15 protein-coding genes are annotated in these 22040 nt (G+C 60.4%); 2 read left to right on the forward strand and 13 right to left on the reverse strand.

The window, feature by feature from the left end; genetic code table 11:
• Positions 1–4 precede the first annotated feature (4 nt).
• From ACR9ZQ_RS32710 to ACR9ZQ_RS32725, 4 genes are all read right to left on the reverse strand, one after another.
• Positions 5–826 (reverse strand): carbohydrate ABC transporter permease, encoded by an 822-nt coding sequence (locus ACR9ZQ_RS32710; RefSeq protein ID WP_481429742.1) that lies wholly within the window; start codon positions 824–826, stop codon positions 5–7.
• The gene (locus ACR9ZQ_RS32715; RefSeq protein ID WP_481429743.1) at positions 823–1782 is read right to left on the reverse strand and encodes a carbohydrate ABC transporter permease; all 960 of its coding nucleotides are present in this window, start codon (positions 1780–1782) and stop codon (positions 823–825) included. Before ACR9ZQ_RS32715 ends, ACR9ZQ_RS32710 begins: the two co-directional genes overlap by 4 nt.
• Positions 1782–3089 (reverse strand): ABC transporter substrate-binding protein, encoded by a 1308-nt coding sequence (locus ACR9ZQ_RS32720; protein WP_481429744.1) that lies wholly within the window; start codon positions 3087–3089, stop codon positions 1782–1784. The genes ACR9ZQ_RS32715 and ACR9ZQ_RS32720 overlap by 1 nt, the downstream gene beginning before the upstream one ends.
• A 306-nt stretch (positions 3090–3395) precedes the next feature.
• Positions 3396–6683: a GH36-type glycosyl hydrolase domain-containing protein gene (locus ACR9ZQ_RS32725; RefSeq protein WP_481429745.1), complete on the reverse strand. Its 3288-nt coding sequence runs from the start codon at positions 6681–6683 to the stop codon at positions 3396–3398.
• A 1441-nt stretch (positions 6684–8124) separates the two neighbouring features.
• On the opposite strand from ACR9ZQ_RS32725, the gene ACR9ZQ_RS32730 reads away from it, so the two are divergent.
• Together ACR9ZQ_RS32730 and ACR9ZQ_RS32735 are read left to right on the forward strand one after the other, a co-directional pair.
• A complete protein-coding gene (locus ACR9ZQ_RS32730; RefSeq protein WP_481429746.1) occupies positions 8125–9135 on the forward strand; it encodes a ketopantoate reductase family protein in 1011 nt (336 codons plus the stop codon).
• 122 nt (positions 9136–9257) lie between these two features.
• On the forward strand, positions 9258–9599 hold the full coding sequence (locus ACR9ZQ_RS32735; RefSeq protein WP_113320403.1) for a hypothetical protein: 342 nt from the start codon (positions 9258–9260) through the stop codon (positions 9597–9599).
• 219 nt (positions 9600–9818) lie between these two features.
• Here ACR9ZQ_RS32735 and cysG read toward each other — a convergent pair whose 3' ends face one another.
• The 9 genes from cysG to ACR9ZQ_RS32780 all read right to left on the reverse strand — a co-directional run bounded on the left by cysG (position 9819) and on the right by ACR9ZQ_RS32780 (position 22039).
• Complete coding sequence (gene cysG, locus ACR9ZQ_RS32740) at positions 9819–11294, reverse strand: siroheme synthase CysG (RefSeq protein WP_481429747.1); 1476 nt, start codon at positions 11292–11294, stop codon at positions 9819–9821.
• Complete coding sequence (locus ACR9ZQ_RS32745) at positions 11266–13920, reverse strand: nitrate reductase (RefSeq protein ID WP_481430961.1); 2655 nt, start codon at positions 13918–13920, stop codon at positions 11266–11268. The genes cysG and ACR9ZQ_RS32745 overlap by 29 nt, the downstream gene beginning before the upstream one ends.
• Positions 13920–14249, reverse strand: coding sequence for a nitrite reductase small subunit NirD (gene nirD, locus ACR9ZQ_RS32750; protein ID WP_481429748.1), 330 nt, complete (start codon positions 14247–14249; stop codon positions 13920–13922). Before nirD ends, ACR9ZQ_RS32745 begins: the two co-directional genes overlap by 1 nt.
• Positions 14250–14260: 11 nt before the next feature.
• Positions 14261–16711, reverse strand: a complete 2451-nt coding sequence (gene nirB / locus ACR9ZQ_RS32755) for a nitrite reductase large subunit NirB (protein ID WP_481429749.1) — start codon at positions 16709–16711, stop codon at positions 14261–14263.
• A 3-nt stretch (positions 16712–16714) separates the two neighbouring features.
• The gene (locus ACR9ZQ_RS32760; protein WP_481429750.1) at positions 16715–17512 is read right to left on the reverse strand and encodes an ABC transporter ATP-binding protein; all 798 of its coding nucleotides are present in this window, start codon (positions 17510–17512) and stop codon (positions 16715–16717) included.
• 11 nt (positions 17513–17523) lie between these two features.
• Positions 17524–18414, reverse strand: a complete 891-nt coding sequence (gene ntrB / locus ACR9ZQ_RS32765) for a nitrate ABC transporter permease (RefSeq protein WP_481429751.1) — start codon at positions 18412–18414, stop codon at positions 17524–17526.
• A 59-nt stretch (positions 18415–18473) separates the two neighbouring features.
• Positions 18474–19772, reverse strand: coding sequence for a CmpA/NrtA family ABC transporter substrate-binding protein (locus tag ACR9ZQ_RS32770; RefSeq protein WP_481429752.1), 1299 nt, complete (start codon positions 19770–19772; stop codon positions 18474–18476).
• A gap of 358 nt (positions 19773–20130) precedes the next feature.
• Complete coding sequence (locus tag ACR9ZQ_RS32775; RefSeq protein WP_481429753.1) at positions 20131–21408, reverse strand: CmpA/NrtA family ABC transporter substrate-binding protein; 1278 nt, start codon at positions 21406–21408, stop codon at positions 20131–20133.
• 43 nt (positions 21409–21451) lie between these two features.
• A complete protein-coding gene (locus ACR9ZQ_RS32780) occupies positions 21452–22039 on the reverse strand; it encodes an ANTAR domain-containing response regulator (protein ID WP_310382085.1) in 588 nt (195 codons plus the stop codon).
• Position 22040: the final 1 nt, after the last annotated feature.

Here is a 22040-nt window from a genome sequence, read left to right on the forward strand (position 1 = left end):
GGTTCTATTCCTTTGCGCCGGTGCGTGTCTGCGATCCGGCGGCGAACTGACGTTGGAAGACAAGGAAGACGAGCAGGGGAACGAGGGTGGTGATGATGGCCGCCACCGATCTCAGGTCCCAGTTGATCTCGTAGCTGCCGGAAATGCGGGCAAGCAGCACGGGAAGGGGCACATCGCTGCGCAGGAAGAGCATGGGCAGCAGCAAGGCATTCCATGTCCAGAGGAACTGCAGGATGCCGACTGCAAAGATCGGCGAAAGGCTGTTCGGCAGCACCACATGGCGGAAGGTCGCCAGCGGCCCGCAGCCGTCGATCTTGGCGGCCTCTACCAGTTCGCGTGGGAAATCCTCGAAGAAGTTTTTAACGAGGAAGATCGACCAGGCGAAGGAGAGCCCCACATAGGGGATCAGCACCGACAGGATGTTGTCGATCAGCCCCATGTCGCGCCAGAGCGTGAAGAGCGGGATGATGACGACCTGCTGCGGCAACACGAATGCATTGATGATGACGATCAGCAGCACCCGGCGGAACGGGAATGTCAGGAAGTGGAAGGCATAGGCTGCCGCCGGTGTCAGAAGCATGGTGAGCGCCGTCGCGATGCCAGCCGTCTTCATCGTCACCCACATGGAGTCTGCGAGCGGATATTTGTCCCAGACGCGGCGCCAGGCATCGAGCGTGAGATCGAAATGATCGAAGCGCCACCAACCCAGCGAGACACCCTCGGGCGGGCGGAACGAAGTGACGACAATACCCATGATCGGGATCACCCAGATGAAGGCGACGATTCCGACGACGACGATAATCCAACGAGGAGCCTTGCCGATCATTTCGCACCTGCCGTTCGCTGGATGATGGCGGGGATGGAAATGATAAGGACCGCCAGCAGCAGGATGACGGTCGCGGCCGCACCATAGCCCAGTTTGAACTGGGTCATGGATTCCCGGTACATGAAGTAGCCGACGGTTTCCGTCGAGCGCACGGGGCCGCCACCGGTCAGGATATAGATGATGTCGAAGGCGCGTAGTGCCGTGAGCAGATTGATGAAGACGGCGACGCGCACGCCCGGCATCGACAGCGGCATCATGATATGCCGCATGGTCGAGACCGGCTTGGCGCCATCCATATAGGCTGCTTCGAGCACAGATTTCGGGACCGCCTGGATGGCCGCAAAGATCAGCATGAGGGGCAGACCGACGCCGCTCCAGGAAGCCGCGACGATCAGCGCCCAGAGGGCCGTGTTGGCATCCCCTAACCAGGCATGCGCAAAGCCCGGAAAACCCAGGAGCTGGATCAGCGAATTGAGCAGGCCGCCGGCATCCGCCCTGTAAATGCCGATCCACATATAGCCGGAAACCGCTTCCGAAATGCCGAAGGCCGCGAAGATCATCACGCGGAAGGGCAGGGTCTGCTGCGGCGCGAAGGCGCACAGCATCGCCAGTACCCAGCCGATCGCCACCGAAATCACTGTCGTGCCGATGGTGAAGATCAGGGTCGTCAGCAGCGTGTTGCGGAAAGCCGTGTCGGCAAACAGCCGTGCATAATTGCCCAAGCCGATGAAGGCTGGTTTTCTCAGCCCCTGGATATCCCAGAAGCTTAGCCGGATCGTCTCCACCAGCGGGTAGATCACGGTGATCGCAAACAACACGAGAACTGGCGCAATCAGGATCAGTGCGGCGGGCGTGTCCCTGAGCAGACGCCGACGGCCTTTGATGCCAGCCGCCAGCGGAGAACCCTGCATCACGCCCGCCGCTTCCCGCACCGGGGAAGCGGAGGTGCTAGCCATCAATAGGAACCCTTGGCCTTGGTCTCGATAGCCGCAAGAACCGTATCGATATTGGCATCGGACGGATCTTGCAGGAATTTCTGCAGCTGCACGCGATATTCGTCGACGAGATCGCCGGGCAAAAGGTCGCCGAGTACGAATTGCAGTTTCGAGCTCGCGACGGCTTGCGTCGCCACCTTCTGCGCTTCGCCGTACAGAGAGGCATCGACATTGCTGCTCGGCGAGGCATAACCCGCCTTGGCGAGAATATTGGCGGCATCCGCGCTCGTCCAGAAATCGAGAAAGGCGTCGGCCGCCTTCGGATTGGGGCCGTTCGTCGTCACCAGTAATTCCTTGGCATCGACGCTCGATGTATCGTCATGACCCATGCCGAGAGACGGGAACTGGAAGAGGCCATAATCCTTGCCTTCGGTGAGTTTGTAGTCGTTCTTGGCGCGGTTGTTCATCCACATGCCGATCAGCAGATAGTTCTTGGCATTGGCCTGGAAAATCTGGTCGGCTTCGCCGTCCCAGTCATTGGCAAGCATTGTGTTCGGCGCGCCGCAGCAGCCGGATGTCAGCATCTGGGCGTATTTGGTCAGCGCCGTCTTCACGGCGGGATCGGTCCAGGGGATCTCATGGGCGGCGAGCTTCGTCGCCGTTTCGACGCCTGCGGTCCTCAGCAACAGTGTTTCGAACCATTCGGCATGCGCCCAATATTTTCCGGGAATGGCAACCGGGGCCGCATAGCCGGCTTGGGTCAGCTTCGAAAAGGACGCGACAAATTCATCCCAGGTCTTCGGCGGCTCGGTAATGCCGGCCTTGGCGAGATGTTCCTTCTTGTACCAGATGCCGGAACGGTCACCGAATGTGTAGGTCAGGCCGTAGGTCTTGCCATCGATGGCGCCGAGATCCTTCCAGGACTGGCTGATCAGCTTGTCCCAGCCGAAGGTCTTCCACTGGTCATCGACCGGCCGCAGCATGCCGGCATCGGCGAGCTCCTTGCGGAAGGCCGGCCAGGTGTTGATCAGCACATCGACGACTTCTCCGCCCATCAGCGCGGTGCGGATACCGCCGCGCATGTCGCCCTGGCCGGTGACCACGACTTCGCGGATCGTCACATTGGAATATTTCGCCAGAAAGGCCTTCTGGATCGAATGCATCATGTCGAGCTCGGAGCCGCCGAGCCAGTTCAAAATGACGAGTTCGCCGCTCACCGCATCCTGCGCCTGTGTCGCACCTGTTACGGCTAGCAAGGCGGTGCTTCCCACCCCTGCAAGCAGAGTGCGACGACGGATTTCGGGCATAAATCTACTGCTGCTGGTCATGTCACGTCCTCCCAAACGTTGACTACTGCCCTCTGGCATTCAATTTAATTGAAACGTTATCATCTATTTTGCGTCGAACAAGTGTTTTTATCGATAAACAAACAGAATGCGCATAACCTGTTGAGATATATAAATTATATAACGGGAACCCGGTGGCCTCTTCCCGAACTTTCAACGCTTCGACGCCGTTGCAGGAAGATCAATTGATATGATCCGTAGAATTTCGTCTTGGTGCAGTCGCACAAAAAGACGGCGGGCCTAAGAGAGCCTGCCGTTCATGACAGATAGGGCGATGTCGATCCGATGCTAGCGCTTCGGTGTCTTCGATGGAGCTTTCAACCGGCGCCAGGGTGCATGATCCGTCTTGATCGTGATCGAGGCGGAAGATGGCAACAGCGGTTCGCGCTTGCGGCGGCCGAAGCGGCGTTTGAAGCCGAGGATGTTTTCGATAAAACTGCGGGCATAGAGACCGGGGCCGCTGGAATAGATGCGCCAGCCGCCGTCGACGTCGATCTCGCCCTTCCTGACCTGGTCCCAGTCGCTCATCGCCTGATAGCGGTCAGGGAAGGCGGCATCGCTGCTGCTGAAATAGGTGTTGCGCTGGCGCAGTGAGGCGTGTGGCAAGGCGTCGGTCACGGCGATCGGATTGACGAGACCGATCGTCTTCCAGAGCGCCTTTGCATCCTCAGCAATTGCCAGGGTCTCGCAGTAGCGCAGATGCGCATGCACATACATGAGGCCAATCTCGCGGCCGAAGAAGGAGGAGGATTCCGCACGCCGGAACAACGTCTCCGGACCGCCGGCATAGGTCGCAGGCTTCTCCATCAGGCGCACGCCGTCGGGGAAGAGCAGGTGCTTTTCGATCAGTTTCATGTGCTGTTGCCGCTGTTCTGGCGTGAAAAGCTTGCCGAGCATGGCCTGCGTCATCGAAATCAACGAATAGTGCAGCCCGGTACGCTGGTCATCGGGATGCAGCAGCAGCTCGACGCCGTCATGGGTGGGATCGAAGATGCCGTAACCGGCGACCACGCCATCGCGGATCAGGTGTTTGTTGAAGTCGCGCCGCATGGCGGTGGCGATCTTGCGCAGTTCCGTGGCGTCAGCGGCCTGGCCGATGCGACGCAGGATGGCGGAATAGCGCACGATCTGTTCATAGAGCAGGGAAACGGTCCAGCTGCTCACCATCCAGTCGCGCAGATGCGGATCGGCCGGCTGCAGGGAATCGTTCCAGTCGCCTTCGCCGTAGCGGATCAGATGCGTGCCGGGAATGAAGCGCTCGCGCACGGTAGCGAGAAGCTTGTCGACATGGACGGTGATCGTATCGGCCGGTGCCCTGCCCATGGTCTTGTCGTCGCGCCAGACCACCTTTTCATCGAGGACGGCGAGATCGCCAGTTGCCTCGATATAGTCGCAGAGCGCCTTCAGCGGCCAGACGACGATATCACCGTGGCTGTCGCCGGAGCGGATGTTGGCATAGGGTTCCAGCATGAACCATTGCGGCCAATCGCCCTTTTCCAGGTACTGCTCGCTGAAGACAGTCTTGACCACTTCCTTGGCTTCGCGGTCATGCTCGTAGGCGAGCAGGAATTCCACCGGCCCCTGGCAGGCATCGCGCGCGCCCCAGGCAGCGCCCGTATATTGCTCCAGCCCGTGCGGGACGCTGAGATGCACGATTGCATCATGTGCGAGCCAGGGCAGGATCGCGGCATGCGCCACCGCATCGGCTTTGGGCTTGTCGAGTGTCAGGCCGCGAATGGCGTGCTGCCAGAAACGCGAAGCTGGATCGAGCATCGCCTCCTGCGTGATACCACCTGCGTAGCGATCGGCCAGACGCTCGGCCTCTGCCATGTCCGTCATCGAGCCGACGACGGCGAAGGCGAGCGATTGTGTCTCGTGGGAGCGCAGGGCAATGTAGGCGCCGTTGCGGGCCACGCCGTCTTCATAAAGAAACTCGTCGCCGCCAACCGCCTCGACGGCGCCAGGCGTGGAGCTCACCAGCCAGTAGCTGGCATCGGGAAAACGCTCGCCCCAGAGCCAATGCGGGTCTGGGCGGAAGCGGATGCGTTTGGCTTCTGCGTCGAATTCGGCATAACCGCTTGTGTCATATTCCCGCTCGCCGAGAACGAGATGGCCGAAGACCAGGAAGCGGCAGGGCTTACCCTCGACAGAGACGGCCCATTGCATGGCGGGATCTTCGCCTGACGCTGTCGCCGTGACGGTGATGGTGCGGTCGCCAAGGCGATAGATCCAGCGGCAATCGCTGAGGCCCATGTCGAAGGCTGAAGGCACGCCGAGAAGCTGCCAGCCCTGACCGATATCAGCCAGGATGCGCAGCCCGCTGGCCCGCGTCAGATTGTAGGGATCGCGGGAGACCGAAAACAGTTTGTGGAAGGACGTATTGCCGATCGTCAGCTGCGCGGCAAATATGCCCTGCATCCAGCAGGTCGATGCCAGCGTCACGTCGTCGAGCAACATGTTCTGGCCGCTGCGTACGATCGCGCCGTGACGGCGCGCGACCTGCAGTTCCTTCTCCCGCAGAACCACATGGCGATTGAGGGCGCCCTCAGGCACGAAGAAGGACAGCAGCTTTCCGTCTGCGCGCTCTTCGAGCATACGATCGGGATAGAGGCGGGTAAGCGCCTTGTCGTCCAGCGTCTCCACCGTCAGCAGCCCGGCATCCTGCACGATGCTGCGCGGCGGTACTTGCTCGGCCGGACCAGCCACCGTCTTTTCGACGGCTTTCAGATGATCGAGGCGGGAAAGATCGGCATTGTCGGAGGCTGCCTGATGATCGTTGAGGAACAAGCCGAAGAAGCTCGCAGTGACGCCTTCGGCCGAAACGGCAAGCGACTTCGACTGAAGGGCCGGGCAGGCCATTTCATGTTGCCGGCGCTGGCTTGGCAGATCCGTGCCGAAGGGACCGACGAGAAGATCGTCCTTGCCGGCGGTCGATTTGACCAGCTGGATCGCATCGGTAGCGTAAGCTGCAACACCTTCCAGGCAGCCCTGCGCGAGCCAAGGATTGCGCCCGCCGCCCTGCTTGAGGTTCTGCCGGTTCATCACCACTGGTCCGAAGGCCGGATGCTCGGCAATGTGGTGATCGACATATTGCGAGGCATAGGCTTCGCTGTTCATCAGGAAACCGCGATCGCCGAGGCCGATATCCTGAACCAGCACGAGATCGGCCGGCAGCTTTTCCGCGCCGGAATGTGCAAGCGCCACATGCCAGAACCATGTCGTTTCGGAAGGGGCAAGCACGAGGCTCACCTGATAGTGGATGTCTTCGACTTCGCCACTCCAGGAGAAGCCTGCCTCACTATGGCCAAAACGACCCTGCGCCCGAGGTCCGACGATCTCTGCAACGGCAGGCTTCTTGCCGCCGATCCGCAGATAGAGGCGTCCGACGCTGCCGGACAGCGGCGATCCCTGGATCTGGTTGATCTGCACCGATCCGAGGCTGTCGACATAATCGATGGAGAAGAGCGTGCCGTTCGGCAGCGCCGATATGGAGAGGCCGGAGCCGTTGGCGATCGTCAGAAGGCCGAGGTCGTCGCGGCGGGGCATCTGCAATTTGCGATTCAGTCTCGAGGGCATGTGAGATCTCGTGTCGCCTAAAAGGGAATCGGAGAATGATGCAAAATGTTTGAGCGAAATACTACCTAATGTCACTGGTTAGATCGTGGCGCACAGATGACGAATGCACCTGAGCGAAGCGGTGAAGGGCCATCAGGGATGCTGCCGTCGACGCCCAGGAAAATCATCGCGCCTGTCAGCAGGTTGCCGTCCAGCAAATGCTGAGGACGACTCCACCGAGAGCCATCGTCGCGAAAACGGGGGAGTTTGGGGGAAATTAGCTACCAGCGACACCCGCGGTTCGAACCTCTATTCGCGTTCTGACGGTGACTGCGCTCAATCCGTGCACCGAACCAAGACTGTAAAGATACACGGGAACTGGCCTGGCGACCTTTACTGGCACCGAAGACGTAGCGCGGGGGCTTTCATCCGTCTCGCTTGAGGCAACGCTAAGCTCGAGCGAGGCCCATACCGCGAGGCAACAGGCGAAAGCGATAAAACACACGATGCCTGTCTCCAGAATGAAACATCTTGGCGTGCCTGCTCTTTTATCCGGGTCTTGGGGCATGATTGGTGCAGTTCCATTGAATTGCGGTAACGATTTGGTCGTCAGCATCCGGACAGCGGCCAGGTCGGCCGCTTTTCTAAGAAGCCCTGCGGAATTTCCACGGTTTCCGCCTCCAAGGCCGACGCGGCGAAAGAGCCGGGTCTTGACTGGTTGCGTATGAGGCAAACCAATCGCATTGCTGCTTCTGACAGAGGCATTTCCTTAGGCCGTTACGCAGTTGTTAGAATACCCCTGATCAATGACCGCATGCATCTATACCGAGGTGTAGCGATGCCGGGACAAAGAGGTAGGTCGACCGACGCTGTATTCAAAAACGCGCTGGAGCTGTCCTCGCACTATCCGGTGCAGATGTGTGTCGATGGGCAGGCGCCAACGTCGAAAGCTGGTAACCTGCTGGTTGCCAATTTTCCGCTCGGTTTGGCAGATGGGCAGCCGAATGAGTGGACGAAACGACCCGTTATCTCCTCGTTGGGAGGATCCGAAGGAGCTGGTAGGGCTAGCTCGCGGTTTTGGCTATACACCAATTGTAGGCGCTGGCTAGACCTCCGTATAGATGCGTAGACGACAGCGAAGTCATAACTTCTTCGTATCGGAATCGATCGGAACAAAGCATCTGGATCGCGGCCGACACGCAACGTTGTCGGAACCGTTGTCACCTCTCCCGACTGCTACTAACGCGGATCAGATAGCTGTCGAATCCGTCGGTAGGAGTTTGCATGTTCAACTCTTAGCCACGGAGCCGGCGGTAACATCCATTCGGCACTGTTCGCGGCCTAACATCTCACCATCAGCGTCCAGGAAGTCGCCAAATTCCGGCTAACCCGCGAAAAATCATGCCTAAAGGTTGACGCTGTCATTCTCGCGGCGTCACCGAAGTTCAGCAGGAGACACTATATGTCGCAACTTCTCGAAGAGAACGATCAGGTTCCATCAATTTGTGTAGCAGGCGCGGGCGCTATCGGCATCACGATTGCCGCAAGATTTTCGATCGTCGGTTTCCGCGTAAGGTTGATCGCTCGAGGCGGAAGCCTGGCCTCGATAAGGGAGAACGGGATACGGCTGCTGGACAAGGAAGGGGATCACCGCTCACAAGTGGAGGTTGGCCGGGCGGCAGACTTTGGCCCGCAACATATCTTATTCCTGTGCGCAAAATCTTACGACCTGCCGGAATTGGCCGCGTCCTTGCAGCCGCTCATTACCAGTGAAACGACGATCATCCCGGTCGTCAATGGTATCCCGTGGTGGTACTTCGACGGCGAAGGTGGGCTGTGGGACGGTCCAGTTGTTCGGTCTGTCGACCCAAAGGGCAACCTGAAGAAATTGATGCCATCGCGGCAAATCATAGGCACGACCACTGTCATAACGGCCGAGCGTTTGGGTTGGGGGACCGCGCAAACCTTCAATCCGTTGCAGATGACGATCGGGGAGCTTGATGACCGACTGTCTGCACGTGTCGGCGAATTGGCAGCTATTCTAAATACCGCAGGAATTGACGTCCGTGTCGCCACGCGCATTCGCGATGCCGTTTGGACGAAGGTCGTACGCAACCTTATCTCCAATCCGGTGACCGCAATAACGGGTGCGACGCTTCGTGAGAATTTCGGCAATCACTATCTCTCTGACGTCAGCCGACAGATGCTTCGGGAGGTCATTCCTGTCATCGAGGCCTATGGTGGCAAACTTGAGGTCGATCCCGATGCGATCATTGAATCCGGTCGAATGCTCGGAGATGTAAAGACTTCGATGCTCCAGGATTTGGAGAAAGGAAATCGGCTTGAGCTTGCCTCGATTTGCGATGCCGTCATCGAAATGGCGGAGCGGCAAGGAATAACAATGCCGGTGACGGAAGCCGTTACAGGTATCGCTCATTTCAGAAGCCAGGGCGAGCCGGCTAATGCAGCCTAGGGGACATTGCACGTAGTCCGCACATAGCTCCCGAATGTTCCGAGCTACCAACAGTGTTGCACAGCGACGCTGCTGCGGTGGCGCTACGGAACCCGCCGCGAGAGTTCACTGGAGACGTTGAGATGAAAAGCGAACACCCCCCGAGCATCACTATGCTCATCATAATACCCCTAGGCCTTTCGGCTGTCTTCTTACTGGACATCTTGGGACCGTACGACCCGGTCGTGGGCGTACTGTATCTTCCGTTGATATTGTTCTCGACCAGGGTGTTGTCCGGATTTGCAGTGGCCTATGTCGGGCTTGCTGCTGGCGTATTGACCTGTGCCAGTTTCGTGCTTGCGAACAACGAGGGCTTTGACGAAATAACCTACGACCAATGGGGAGCGATTTTGGCGGCAATCGCGGTAACGACTACATTTGCGGTTGTCTTATCCCGCCGCCGACAGGGATCACAAGCACGGTGATATGACGTGTTTGGGGTTTTCGGCGTGACCCGGTCACCCTTCATCGCCATTTTCTGTCGCAGCCCTTGTGGCAAAGCTTTGGGCTCCCGTCTCGACCCTTGGAGTCGGGGAGAGTGTGGTCCGCGTGGAAATTGAAGCCGCAGCAAGCCGAGCTCCAGTTACGTGTATACATCCGACTTGAGACCCGATTTGCAGCGAGTTCTCCGACCCGGCCGGTCGTCAAGCCTGGGCCGCAACGGGGAGACCGGTTTCGACCGTCAGACCGCAGGCGGCAAAAACCTCCCCGACGCCGATGAGTACGGGCCGGTCGAGGCCGATTCCGGCCATGGCCGAAGAAAGATGATCGAGCCTGCCGGTCCAGCGCCGCTCGTCGGCATTGGCAACCGAACTGACGATCACGACGGGTGTTTTTGCATCGAGGCCAGCCTTGATCAACCTGTTCTGGATCGCTCCGGCGGTGCGTCCGCCCATGTAGAAGATCGTCGTTTTTCTTGAGTTTGCGATCGCCTGCCAGTCGATCGTGTCAGGCAGGATGCCATAGCGCGAATGTCCGGTGACGAATTGAACGCTCTGCGCATGATCACGATGCGTCAGGGACACGCCGAGCCGCGAGGCCATGGCGCTGGCCGCCGTGATGCCGGGGATGACCTCGACCGGAATATTGTTCTGCCTCAGATAGGCAATCTCCTCTCCGGCGCGGCCGAAGATCATCGGGTCGCCGGATTTCAGCCGGGCAACGTTTTTGCCGGCCTTGGCGAAAGTCAGCATCATCTCGTTGATATCTTCCTGGCGGCAGCTCGTGCGCCCGCCACGTTTGCCGACGAGCAGGCGTTTTGCCTCGCGCCGCGCCAGTTCCAGAACCTCGTCCGACACCAGATCATCGAACAGGATGACATCGGCGGCCTGCAATGCCCGCACGGCCTTTAGCGTCAGATATTCCGCATCGCCCGGACCGGCGCCGACAAGCGTCACCCGCCCGACGGGGCGTGTCTGAGCGGGCCTTTCCATATCAGCAAGCATGTCGCGGGCGCTTGCTTCCGTCGGTTCGGCTCCGAAAGCGCGATCGACAAAACGCTCCCAGAAGGCGCGGCGCTCTGCGCCGTGTTTAAGACGAAGAGCAATCTCCTCGCGCAGTGACTGGGCAAGGACCGCCCAGGATTTCAGGGATGTCGGCAGCAGCGTTTCGATGCGGCGGCGAATGGCCTGGGCGAGGATCGGTGCCGCTCCATCCGTCGAGATCGACACCACGACAGGCGAGCGGTTGACGATGGAGCCGAACTGGAACTGGCAGAAAGCCGGCTTGTCGATGATGTTGACGGGAACGCCGGCTCGCCGCGCCGCTTCGAAAAACGTTCGAGCCTCGGCCTCATCCTCGCAGTCCGCTATGGCAAGGGCCGCACCTGCAAAAATATTTTCGCGCCACGCCATTGGACGGTGGATGAGCGCGCCTTCAGGATGTGGCGCGCCGCGCTCAATGAGGGTGGCGCAGGCTTCGCCGAGGTGCTCCGCATGGATCTCGACCTTCGCACCGCAGGCAGCCAGCAGTTCCGCCTTCCAGGCACAGGCATCCGAGCCGCCAGCGATGATCACCCGTTGTCCGGCAAGCGACCAGAAGACCGGCAGCTTGGCAAGCGGCGCCATGCGGGCGGGCGCCCGGTCGGCAACATCATTCGGCAGCGTCTGCAACACAGGCATTGATGATCCCCCTGATTTCGGCGCGGCAAGAACCGCAATTGGTGCCTGCCTTGAGTTCGTTACCGATCGCTTCGACGCTGCGGCAGCCGGACTGGACAGCGGCGACGATCTGGTTGACGCCGACGCTGAAGCAGGAACAGACCGTCGCACCCGGATCGGGCCTGTCGGCGCCCGGCCGGCCGGCGATGATGGCAAAGCGGCGACGCAGATCGCTGTGATCGGCAGTCAGCTGCGATACCGCCCAGTTGCGCGCGACGGCAACCGGCTCTCTTGCAAGAAAGAGCGCGGCAAGCAGCCTCTCTCCGTCGAAGAAGGCAATCCGCCGGTCGCCGGATTGTTGGTCGGCATAACCCAAGGGCTCGATATGGTCGGCAATGCCGAAGCTTTTTCGGCACCAGGCCGTCCAGTCTTCGATACCGTCATGGAACGCAAGCTCCAGCCGCCATCCGCCATCGGCCTTGGCGAGTGCCCAATAGTCCGCTTCCGCCACATCAGGCTTTGCCATGCTGACGGCGAAGCCATAAGTGGAAGCGCGATAGCGGCTGACGGCAACGGCGACATTCTTCGAGGCAGGCTGACCCGAAACGGGGTCCGTTGTGGGTTTGACGACGGCGCCGATCCGCGCCTCAGCCGAATTCTGGTCGCTCCAGTGCATCGGCACGAAAACGCTGCCGCGCGCCTGCCGGTCGGTCACCAGCGCGCGGATGATCGCCTTGCCATAGCTGCTTTCGATCTGCACGAGGGCGGCGTCGGCCACGCCAAGTTCCATCGCGTCGCGCGGATGGATTTCCGCAAAAGGCTCGGCGATATGGGATGATAGTCGCGCGCTCTTTCCCGTCCGTGTCATGGTGTGCCACTGGTCGCGGATGCGGCCCGTATTCAGCGTGAAGGGATAGGTTGAATCTGTTCTGTCGGTTGCCGGCGCTTCGATAGCGACGAAACGCGCCTTGCGATCGGGATGGAAGAAACCGCCCTCGGCGAAGAACCGGGTTTCCTTTTTCTCTTTTCCAAAAGGCTGCGGCCACTGGAATGGTTTCAGCGCGTCATAGGCTGGCGCTGCCGTCTCGGCGTAGGCGCCGATATCGAAGTCGCGGCTGCCGTCATTCTCGAAGGCGGAGAGTGCCGCGTGCTCGGCGAAAATATCGGCCGGAGACGTGTAGTCAAATGCGGCAAAGCCCATCCGGCGGCCGACTTCTGCCATCTGCCACCAGTCGGCGCGCGCCTCTCCCGGCAGAGCGAGAAAGGGGCGTTGCCTCGATATGCGGCGTTCCGAATTGGTGACCGTTCCGTCCTTCTCGCCCCAGCCGAGGGAGGGCAGCAGCACATGCGCGTGCCGCGTCGTATCGGTCTCGCACAACATGTCGGAAACGACCACGAAGGGGCAGGCAGCAATCGCAGCCTCGACACGACGTGCATCCGGCAGGGAAACGACGGGATTGGTCGCCATGATCCACAATGCCTTGATGCGGCCTTCTTCGACGGCGCGGAACAGATCGACTGCCTTCAGGCCGGGCTTGGCGGCAACCTCAGGCGCATTCCAGAAGCGCTGCACCCGGTCGCGATCGTCAGCGCTTTCGATCGCCATATGGGCTGCCAGCATATTCGCGAGTCCGCCGACCTCGCGCCCGCCCATGGCATTCGGCTGTCCCGTCAGCGAAAACGGCCCCATGCCGGGGCGGCCGATGCGGCCGGTTGCCAGGTGGCAATTGATGATCGCGTTGACCTTGTCAGTGCCCGACGTGGACTGGTTGACGCCCTGGCTGTAGCAGGTGACGACCTTCTCGGTCGTCACGAACAGGCGAAAGAATTCCCTCACCTGCATGGCCGGCAGGCCGGTGCGCTCAAGCAGGTCGTCTACCGATAGCGCAGCGGCAGCGGCGAAAGTCGCACCAAAACCTTCCGTATGGGCGCCGATATAGTTCTGGTCGATAGCAGGGCTTGCCGCGAGGTGGGCCAAAAGCCCCATGAAGAGCGCCACGTCGCCGTCGGGACGGATGGCAAGATGCAGATCGGCAATATCGCAGGTCATCGTCCGGCGCGGATCGATGACGACGATCTTCAGGCCCGGCCGGGCCGCTTTGGCGGCAGCCAGCCGCTGGTAGATGACAGGATGGCACCAGGCGAGGTTGGACCCGGTCAGTATGACGAGATCGGCAAGTTCCAGATCCTCGTAGAGACCGGGAACCGTATCCGAGCCGAAAGCGCGGCGATGGCCGGCGACCGAGGAAGACATGCAGAGGCGGGAATTGGTGTCGATATTGGCGGAGCCGATGAAGCCCTTCATCAGCTTGTTGGCGACATAATAATCCTCGGTCAGAAGCTGACCCGAGACATAAAAGGCGACGGCATCAGGGCCATGTTGGGCGATGGTCTCGGAAAATCTGTTGGCGACGAGAGCGAGAGCTTCATCCCAGCCTGCCTGTCTGCCATCGATTTCGGGATGGAGCAGCCGACCGTCGAGATCGATGGTTTCGGCAAGCGCCGAACCTTTGGAACAGAGCCGCCCGAAATTGGCCGGGTGCTCCGGGTCGCCCTTCACGGTCACGGTGCCGGCCTCGTCCACCCGGGCGATCACGCCGCAGCCGACACCGCAATAGGGGCAGGTGGTCCTGACCTCCGCTCCCATCATTCGGCCGCCATAACGAGGCTTTCGAGCGCGATATAGAGCCTGCCGCCCTTGTTCCTGAGCGGGATGGTACGCACCGCGCCGTCATCGGCGCCGAGTGCCTTGCCAGTCTCCAGCGAAATCACCCAGTTGTGTAGTGGGCAGGTGACGGCATTTCCATGCACGATGCCCTCGGAAAGCGGCCCGCCCTTGTGCGGGCAGCGGTTTTCGATCGCATAGACCTCGTCCTCGCCCGTGCGGAAGACGGCGATATTCATATGCGGGGTCTTCACGCAGCGGGAGCCACGCAAAGGAATATCGGAGATCTCGCCGATCGGGTGCCAGTTCATGTTTGATCTCCTCACTCTGCCGCCTGATTGAAGCCGATGGTCGCCATCGGCCGGAATTCGTGCTTGTCCTTGCCGGAGACGCGCTCCGACCAGGGGTCGACCTGGGCGAACTTCTGGGAAAAGACGAAGCGCTCGTAATAGGCCTTGCGCTTGTCGTGATCCTCCATGATCTGCCGGCGGATCTCATCGAGGCCGATGCGCTTGGCCCATTTGTAGATGCGCTCGAGATAGCGGCCCTGTTCGCGATACATCTGGGTCAGCGCCACGATATGTTCGAGCGCTTCGTCCTCGGTCTTCACCAGGCCGAGCACTTCCGTGCCCTTGATGTCGAGACCTGCAGCCCCGGCGAAATGGATCTCGAAGCCGGAATCCACGCAGATCACGCCGATATCCTTGCAGGTAGCCTCGGCGCAGTTTCGCGGACATCCGGACACTGCCATCTTCAATTTGGCCGGTGTCCAGGAGCCCCACATGAATTTCTCGATGCGGATGCCGAGGCCGGTGGAATCCTGCGTGCCGAAGCGGCACCAGTCGGAACCGACGCAGGTCTTCACCGTGCGCAGGCCTTTGGCATAGGCCTGGCCGGAAATGAAGCCGGCCTTGCCGAGATCTGCCCAGACGGCCGGCAGGTCTTCCTTCTCGACGCCGAGCAGGTCGATGCGCTGGCCGCCGGTCACTTTGACCATCGGGATCGCGAACTTGTCGACCACATCGGCGATGGCACGCAGCTCGCCGGAATTGGTCACTCCGCCCCACATGCGTGGCACGACGGAATAGGTGCCGTCCTTCTGGATATTGGCATGGACGCGTTCGTTGATGAAGCGCGACTGATAGTCGTCGGCATATTCATCCGGCCAGTCACAGACGAGATAGTAGTTGAGTGCCGGGCGACATTTGGCGCAGCCGCCGGATGTCTTCCATTCCAGCTCCTGCATGATGGCAGGTATGGTCTTCAGCTTCTTCGCCTTGATCAGGCGGCGCACATCATCATGGCCGAGTTCCGTGCAAGTGCACATAGGCTGCACAGCTTTCGGATTATAGGCATCACCCAACGTCAAGGACATGAGCTGCTCGACGAGGCCGGTGCAGGAGCCACAGGAGGCCGAAGCCTTGGTATAGGCGCGCACATCATCGAGCGATGTCAGCCCCTTGGCCGCGATCGTTGAAGTGATTTTGCCCTTGCAGACGCCGTTGCAGCCGCAGATTTCCGCATCATCCGGCAAGGCTGCAACGGCCGCCATAGGGTCCAGCGGGGACCCTCCCTGATAGGCCTGGCCGAAGATCAGAGTGTCGCGCATCTCGGAGATGTCGACCGCCTTTTTCTTGAGATCGTTGAACCAGGCGCCGTCGGAGGTTTCGCCATAAAGCACCGTGCCGATAATGCGGTTGTCCTTCAGCACCAAGCGCTTGTAGACGCCCGCGGTTGCATCGCGCAGCACGATTTCCTGCCGGTCCTCACCGTCGGTGAAATCACCCAGAGAATAGAGCTCGATGCCGGTAACCTTGAGCTTGGTCGGCGTATCGGAATGCACGAAGCCCGGCTTGGTATCGCCCGCAAGATGGGAGGCTGCCACACGGGCCATCTCGTAGAGCGGTGCGACAAGGCCATAGACCATGCCGCCGACTTCGGCGCATTCGCCGAGCGAGTAGATGTCGCCATCGGAGGTCTGCATGCCGGCATCGACGACGATGCCACGATTGACGGCAAGCCCGGCTCCCTTGGCAAGATTGACGTTCGGGCGAATGCCCACCGCCATGACGACGAGCGTAGCCGGAATGATCGTGCCGTTGTCGAGCTCGACGCCTTCCACCTTGCCGTTGCCGATGATCTGCTTGGTATTGGCCTTGCAGATGACTTTGATGCCGCGTTCCTCAACGGCCTTCTGCAAGAGGTAGCCGGCGGCGGGATCAAGCTGGCGCTCCATCAGCGTCGGCATGACGTGCAATACGGTGACATCCATGCCCCGCTGGGCAAGCCCGGCGGCCGCTTCGAGCCCAAGCAAGCCGCCGCCGATGACGATCGCCTTTTGCCGCGACTGGGCGGCGAGCAGCATGGCCTGCACGTCATCGAGGTCGCGGTAGGTGATGACGCCGGGCAGATCCTTGCCGGGAACGGGAATGATGAAGGGCACAGAGCCCGTGGCGATGACGAGCTTGTCATAGCTCTCGGTCACACCATGATCCGACGTGACTGTCTTCCTGTCGCGGTCGATCGAGACGATCTTGTGGCCCTTGTAGAGGGTGATGCCGTGGTCGATGTACCAGCCGTCGCCATGGATGACGATCTGCTCGTAGGTCTTTTCGCCCGAGAGGACCGGCGAGAGCATGATGCGATCGTAATTGACGCGCGGCTCGGCGTTGAAGATCGTAACCTGATAACGGCCCGGCGCCTGTTCGAAGAGGTGTTCCAGCATGCGCCCAGGCGCCATGCCGTTACCGATGATGACGAGTTTTTCGGTCATGGTTTACTCCGCGGCTTCGACGAAGCGGTGACGTTCGTAGAGGAACTTCAGCACGGCTTCGCGGCATTTGAGGTAGGTTCGGTCGGAGGCGAGTTCGATACGGTTGCGCGGTCGGGCGATGGGCACGTCGAGCACTTCGCCGATGCGGGCGGCGGGGCCGTTGGTCATCATCACGATGCGGTCGGAAAGCAGCACGGCCTCGTCGACATCATGGGTGATCATGACCATCGTATTGCCGAGGCGGGCGTGGATTTCCATCACGGCGTCCTGCAGATGCGCACGGGTCAATGCGTCGAGAGCGCCGAAGGGTTCGTCGAGCAGAAGGATCTTCGGCTCCATCGAGAGTGCCCGGGCAATGCCGACGCGCTGCTTCATGCCGCCCGATATTTCGGAGGGGCGTCTGTCTTTCGCATGAGCCATCTGCACGAGATCGAGATTGGCCATGACCCAGTCGTGGCGCTCGGCCTTGCTCTTCTCATTGCTGAAGACCTTCGAGACGGCGAGATTGACGTTTTCATAGACAGTCAGCCAGGGCAGCAGCGAATGGTTCTGGAACACGACGGCGCGTTCGGGGCCGGGTTCATTGACCTCGCGGTTTTCGAGCAGCACCGCTCCCTTTGACACAGGCGTCAGGCCGGCGATCAGGTTGAGCAGCGTGGACTTGCCGCAGCCGGAATGGCCGATGATCGAGACGAATTCGCCCTTGTCGATGACGAGGTTGATGTCCTTCAGCACCTCGGTGCGGGCGCCCGCGCGGTCGAAATGCTTGTCGATATGGTCGAGTTTCAGATAGGCGTTCATGGTCGATCCCCTCAATTGGCCTGGGCGCCGCGCGTGACAAGTTTGCCGATGGCGGACACGAGCTTGTCGAGGGCGAAGCCGACGACGCCGATATAGGCAAGGGCCACGATGATGTCGGGCAGGCGGGAGGAGTTCCACGCATCCCAGATGAAGAAGCCGATGCCGACGCCGCCGGTCAGCATTTCGGCTGCGACGATCGCCAGCCATGACAGGCCGATGCCGATGCGCAGACCGGTGAAGATGTAGGGGGCTGCCGAGGGCAGCATGATCTTGAAGAAGAACTCAAACTGGTTGAGCCGCAGCACTTCGGCGACATTGCGGTAATCCTGAGGGATATTACGCACGCCGACGGCGGTATTGATGATAACCGGCCAGATCGAGGTGATGAAGATCACGAAGATCGCCGAGGGATTGCTGTCCTGGAAGGCCGCGAGCGACAGCGGCAGCCAGGCAAGCGGCGGCACGGTGCGCAGCACCTGGAAGATCGGATCGAGGCCACGCATCGCCCAGATCGACTGGCCGATAACCGCACCGATGACGATGCCGGCTATGGCTGCAAGGCCGAAGCCATAGGCAACCCGCTGCAGCGAAACCAGTACGCGCCAGCCGAGACCGATATCCTGAGATCCGTAGTTGAAGAAAGGATAAGCGATCAGATCATAGCTTTCCTGCCAGACCTGATGCGGCGATGGCAGCGACGCGTTCGGCGAGGAACAGAGGATCTGCCAGAGGCCGAGAATGATCGCGAGAACGATCAGCGGCGGCACGATATTGCGGGCGGCAGCGACCGAAAGGAGCTGCAGATCGATCTTGCGCGCCGGCTTCTTTGCGAGATGGACGACATTGGCCGTCTTCGGCGCAACAGCCGCCTTGATGGTTTCATTCTTTGCAAGCGCTGACATGCGTTCGCTCCTTCATGGAATAAAAGGCCGGCGCGCGCCTCACGCGCCGGAGGCGGGGATTACGAAGCGGCCTTGATGGAGAGGCTGTCGAGATAGGCAGAGGGGTTCTCTGGATCGAAGACCTTGCCGTCGAAGAAGGTTTCCTTGCCGCGCGACGTCGAGGCCGGAATGTCGGCCGCCGCAACGCCGAGGTCCTTTGCGGCCTCGCGCCAGATGTCCTCACGGTTGACCTTGTCGACCAGCGCCTTGATATCCGTATTCGCCGCGAGTTTGCCCCAGCGGATATTCTCTGCCATGAACCAGGTATCGTGGCTCTTGAAGGGGTAGGAGACGCCGCCGGCCCAGAACTTCATGTAGAGATCGGTTCCATGGGCGACACGGCCATTGCCGTAGTTGATGTCGCCCTTCAGGCGGCCGAGCACATCCTTCGGCGGCACATTGAACCATTGCCGCTTGCCGAGGATGGTCGCCATCTCCTCCTTGTTGTCCATGCTGTCGCACCATTGCTGGGCTTCCATGATGGCCATCAGCAGGGCCTTGGCGGCATTCGGGTTCTTTTCCACCCAGTCGGCGCGCATGCCGAGGGCCTTTTCCGGATGGCCTTTCCAGAGCTCGCCGGTCGTTGCCGCGGTGAAGCCGATGCCCTGGTTGACGAGCTGTTCGTTCCAAGGCTCGCCGACACAGAAGACATCCATGTTGCCGACCTTCATGTTCGCCACCATCTGCGGCGGCGGCACCACGATGGTGGAGACGTCCTTGTCCGGATCGATGCCGCCGGCGGCGAGCCAGTAGCGGATCCACAGGTCATGCGTACCGCCGGGGAAGGTCATGGCGGCTTTCACTTCCTTCCCCTCGGCCTTCTTCTTCTCGAAAGCGGCTTTCAGCTTGGAGGAGTCGAGCTCGACACCGGTATCGGCATATTCCTTGGCGACCGAGATGCCCTGGCTGTCGTAGTTCAGACGTGCCAGCAGTGCCATCGGCACCGGCTGGTTGTTCTGGGTCACCTTGCCGGTGTGCATGAGATAGGGCAGCGGCGAGAGGATATGCGCGCCATCGATGCCATTGGCCGCACCGCCGAGAACCAAATTGTCACGCGTTGCCCCCCAGGAGGCCTGCTTCGCCACATCGACTTCAGGAAGGCCGTGCTTTTCGAACAGACCCTTTTCCTTGGCGACGATGAGAGGCGCCGCATCCGTCAGGGCGATGAAGCCAAGCTTGACGCCGGTCACCTCAGGTGTGGCCGCAGCAGCGAAAGCGCCTGAAGGAAATGCAGTGCGAACGGCGCTCACGAGGGCGGCGGCGGCGGTGGTCTTCAGCATGCTGCGACGGCTGATCGCGGTCGTGAAAATCTTGGTCATGCGCGGGCTCCTCTGGGTGCTGCCGGATTTTTCGGAATAAAAAAACGCCGCTCGGAGATTGCGTCCTCGGGAAGGGAGAAGTCCCGGACAGCAAAAACCTTGCGACGTCGATGTCTGTTGCGAGCGCTTATGACGCGCTCATCCCGCACCCGGTCGCCGTTGACCGGTGCGATTTTACTCCTGCAAGCAGCGTGCCAGTTTGTTGGTGTTTCTGCAAATTATTGAAATAAAAGGAAATTTCTTCGGCTTGCACCTGTTGCTGCTTTTCGAAGCATGAAATCGCTCTGCAAAACTTTTGTGCGATTGCTCAGTTGCGGGTCGAAAATGCTGCAAGTGATTTATGCAACGCAGCAACCTTTCAGGTTTCATCAGGATGCGGAATGAAGGGCAGGGCGCTCTTCACCGCAAAGCCCGCAATATAGTCAGGCAGTTTCGATGGATCGAAAACATGGCCGTCCATAAAGCGATCATCTTCGTCGGCGCCTTCGATGCGTACGTCGGCATCGATAGGTGCGCTGCCCTCGCCTAGGGCTGTGCGATAAAGGTCTGGGCGATAGGCGGAAGCGGCTGCGCGTGCAGGGTTGAGTCCGAGTTCGGCCTGGCCCCAGCGGATCATCTGGCTGTAGATCCAGAGCGCCTGGCTCGTGCGCGGATAATTGGCAAAGCCTGAATGGAACATGAAGTAATTGTCGATGATGCGCCGGTTCCCCTTTGCATCGAGGCTGAACTCGCCGGCCAGCACATGACGGATGATGTGGACCGGTGCTGCGATGTAGCGGGCATCCGCCAGCGCCTCGGCAAGCGCATCGTGGTTTTCCGGCCGGTCGCACCAGCGTGCCGCTGCGTCGAGAGCGACAATCAGCCGGGAGACCGTTTCTGGATGGCTGTCCGCCCATTCCGGGCGCATGCCGACCACCTTTTCCGGTGCGGATGGCCAGATATCCTGTTTGGTGGCGACGATACGCCCGACACCGCGCTCGGACGCCACCATGTTCCAGGGCGCGCCGACGCAAAAGCCGTCGATCGCGCCGGCGGCCAATGCATCCGAGGTCAGCGGCGGCGGCACGACGACGAGTTTGACGTCCTTGTCCGGATCGATGCCGCCGGCGGCGAGCCAGTAGCGAAATTCGTAATTATGCGAGGAAAAAGGATAGGTGACGCCGAAGGTTGGCAGCGACTCGCCATTTGCCTTCATTTCCGCCAGGACCGTTGAGAGCGCCTTGGCGTTTTCGAGTGCGCTGGCAGTTTCGGAAAGCCCAGTCGCATTCCGCATCCTATCGAACAGGCGGATCGAGAGCGTGATCGCATTGCCGCCGCGCCCGAGAGAGAAGGGCGTAATCGTCGGCGACGGATTGGAGCCGAGGCCGAGCATGGAGGCAACGGGCATCGGCGAGAGCATGTGGGCGATATCGAATTGCCGGAAAGCGAGGCGATCGCGAACGTTCGCCCAGGAGACGTCCTTGACGAGATCGAGCGTCAGGCCTTCCCGCTCAGCGAAGCCGAATTCCGCTGCGGCGATGAGCACGGAAGCATCGACGAGCGGGATGAAGCCGGCCCTCAGCGTTCTGGAGCCTTCGCCGTTGGCGCGGGCGGGCGCGGGCAGGCCGGCATCGGGATCGAGGCTTTTCGTCATCATGTTCACTCCGGCTTCCTCCGGACAGTCGCAACCAGACCGGCCATCACATTAAAAGTCCTGCCGCGGTCACGACGCTCTGGGCGATGTCGGACATTTTCTTCTTCTCGTTCATTGCCGTCTGACGAAGCAATGCAAACGCTTCATCCTCCGACAGGCCGCGCATCTTCATCAATATGCCCTTGGCGCGTTCGACGACCTTGCGCTCCTCCAGGGCCGACTTGGCATCGGCAAGTTCGCGCTGCAACCGGCTAAAGGCATTGAAACGGCTGACCGCCATGTCAAGAATGGGTTTGACGCGCTCCTTCTTCAACCCGTCGACAATGTAAGCTGATACGCCGGCATCCACCGCGGCCTCGATGGAGGCCGTGTCGGAGCGGTCGACGAACATGGCAATCGGCCTGCCGACTGTACGGGTCAACTGGAACAGATGCTCCATCATGTCGCGATTGGGGTTCTCGATATCGATGATGATGACGTCTGGCCGCAGCGTATCGATGATGCGCGCCACGCCTTGGACCTCATGGATGACCGTCACACGCGCATGCCCCGCCTCTCGCAGCCCCTCTTCGATGATGGAGGCGCGAATGGTGTTTTCATCGATCACAAGGATGGTCAGATCGAGCCGGCTCATG

It is taken from the genome of Rhizobium sp. KNZ14-9A, assembly GCF_056755015.1.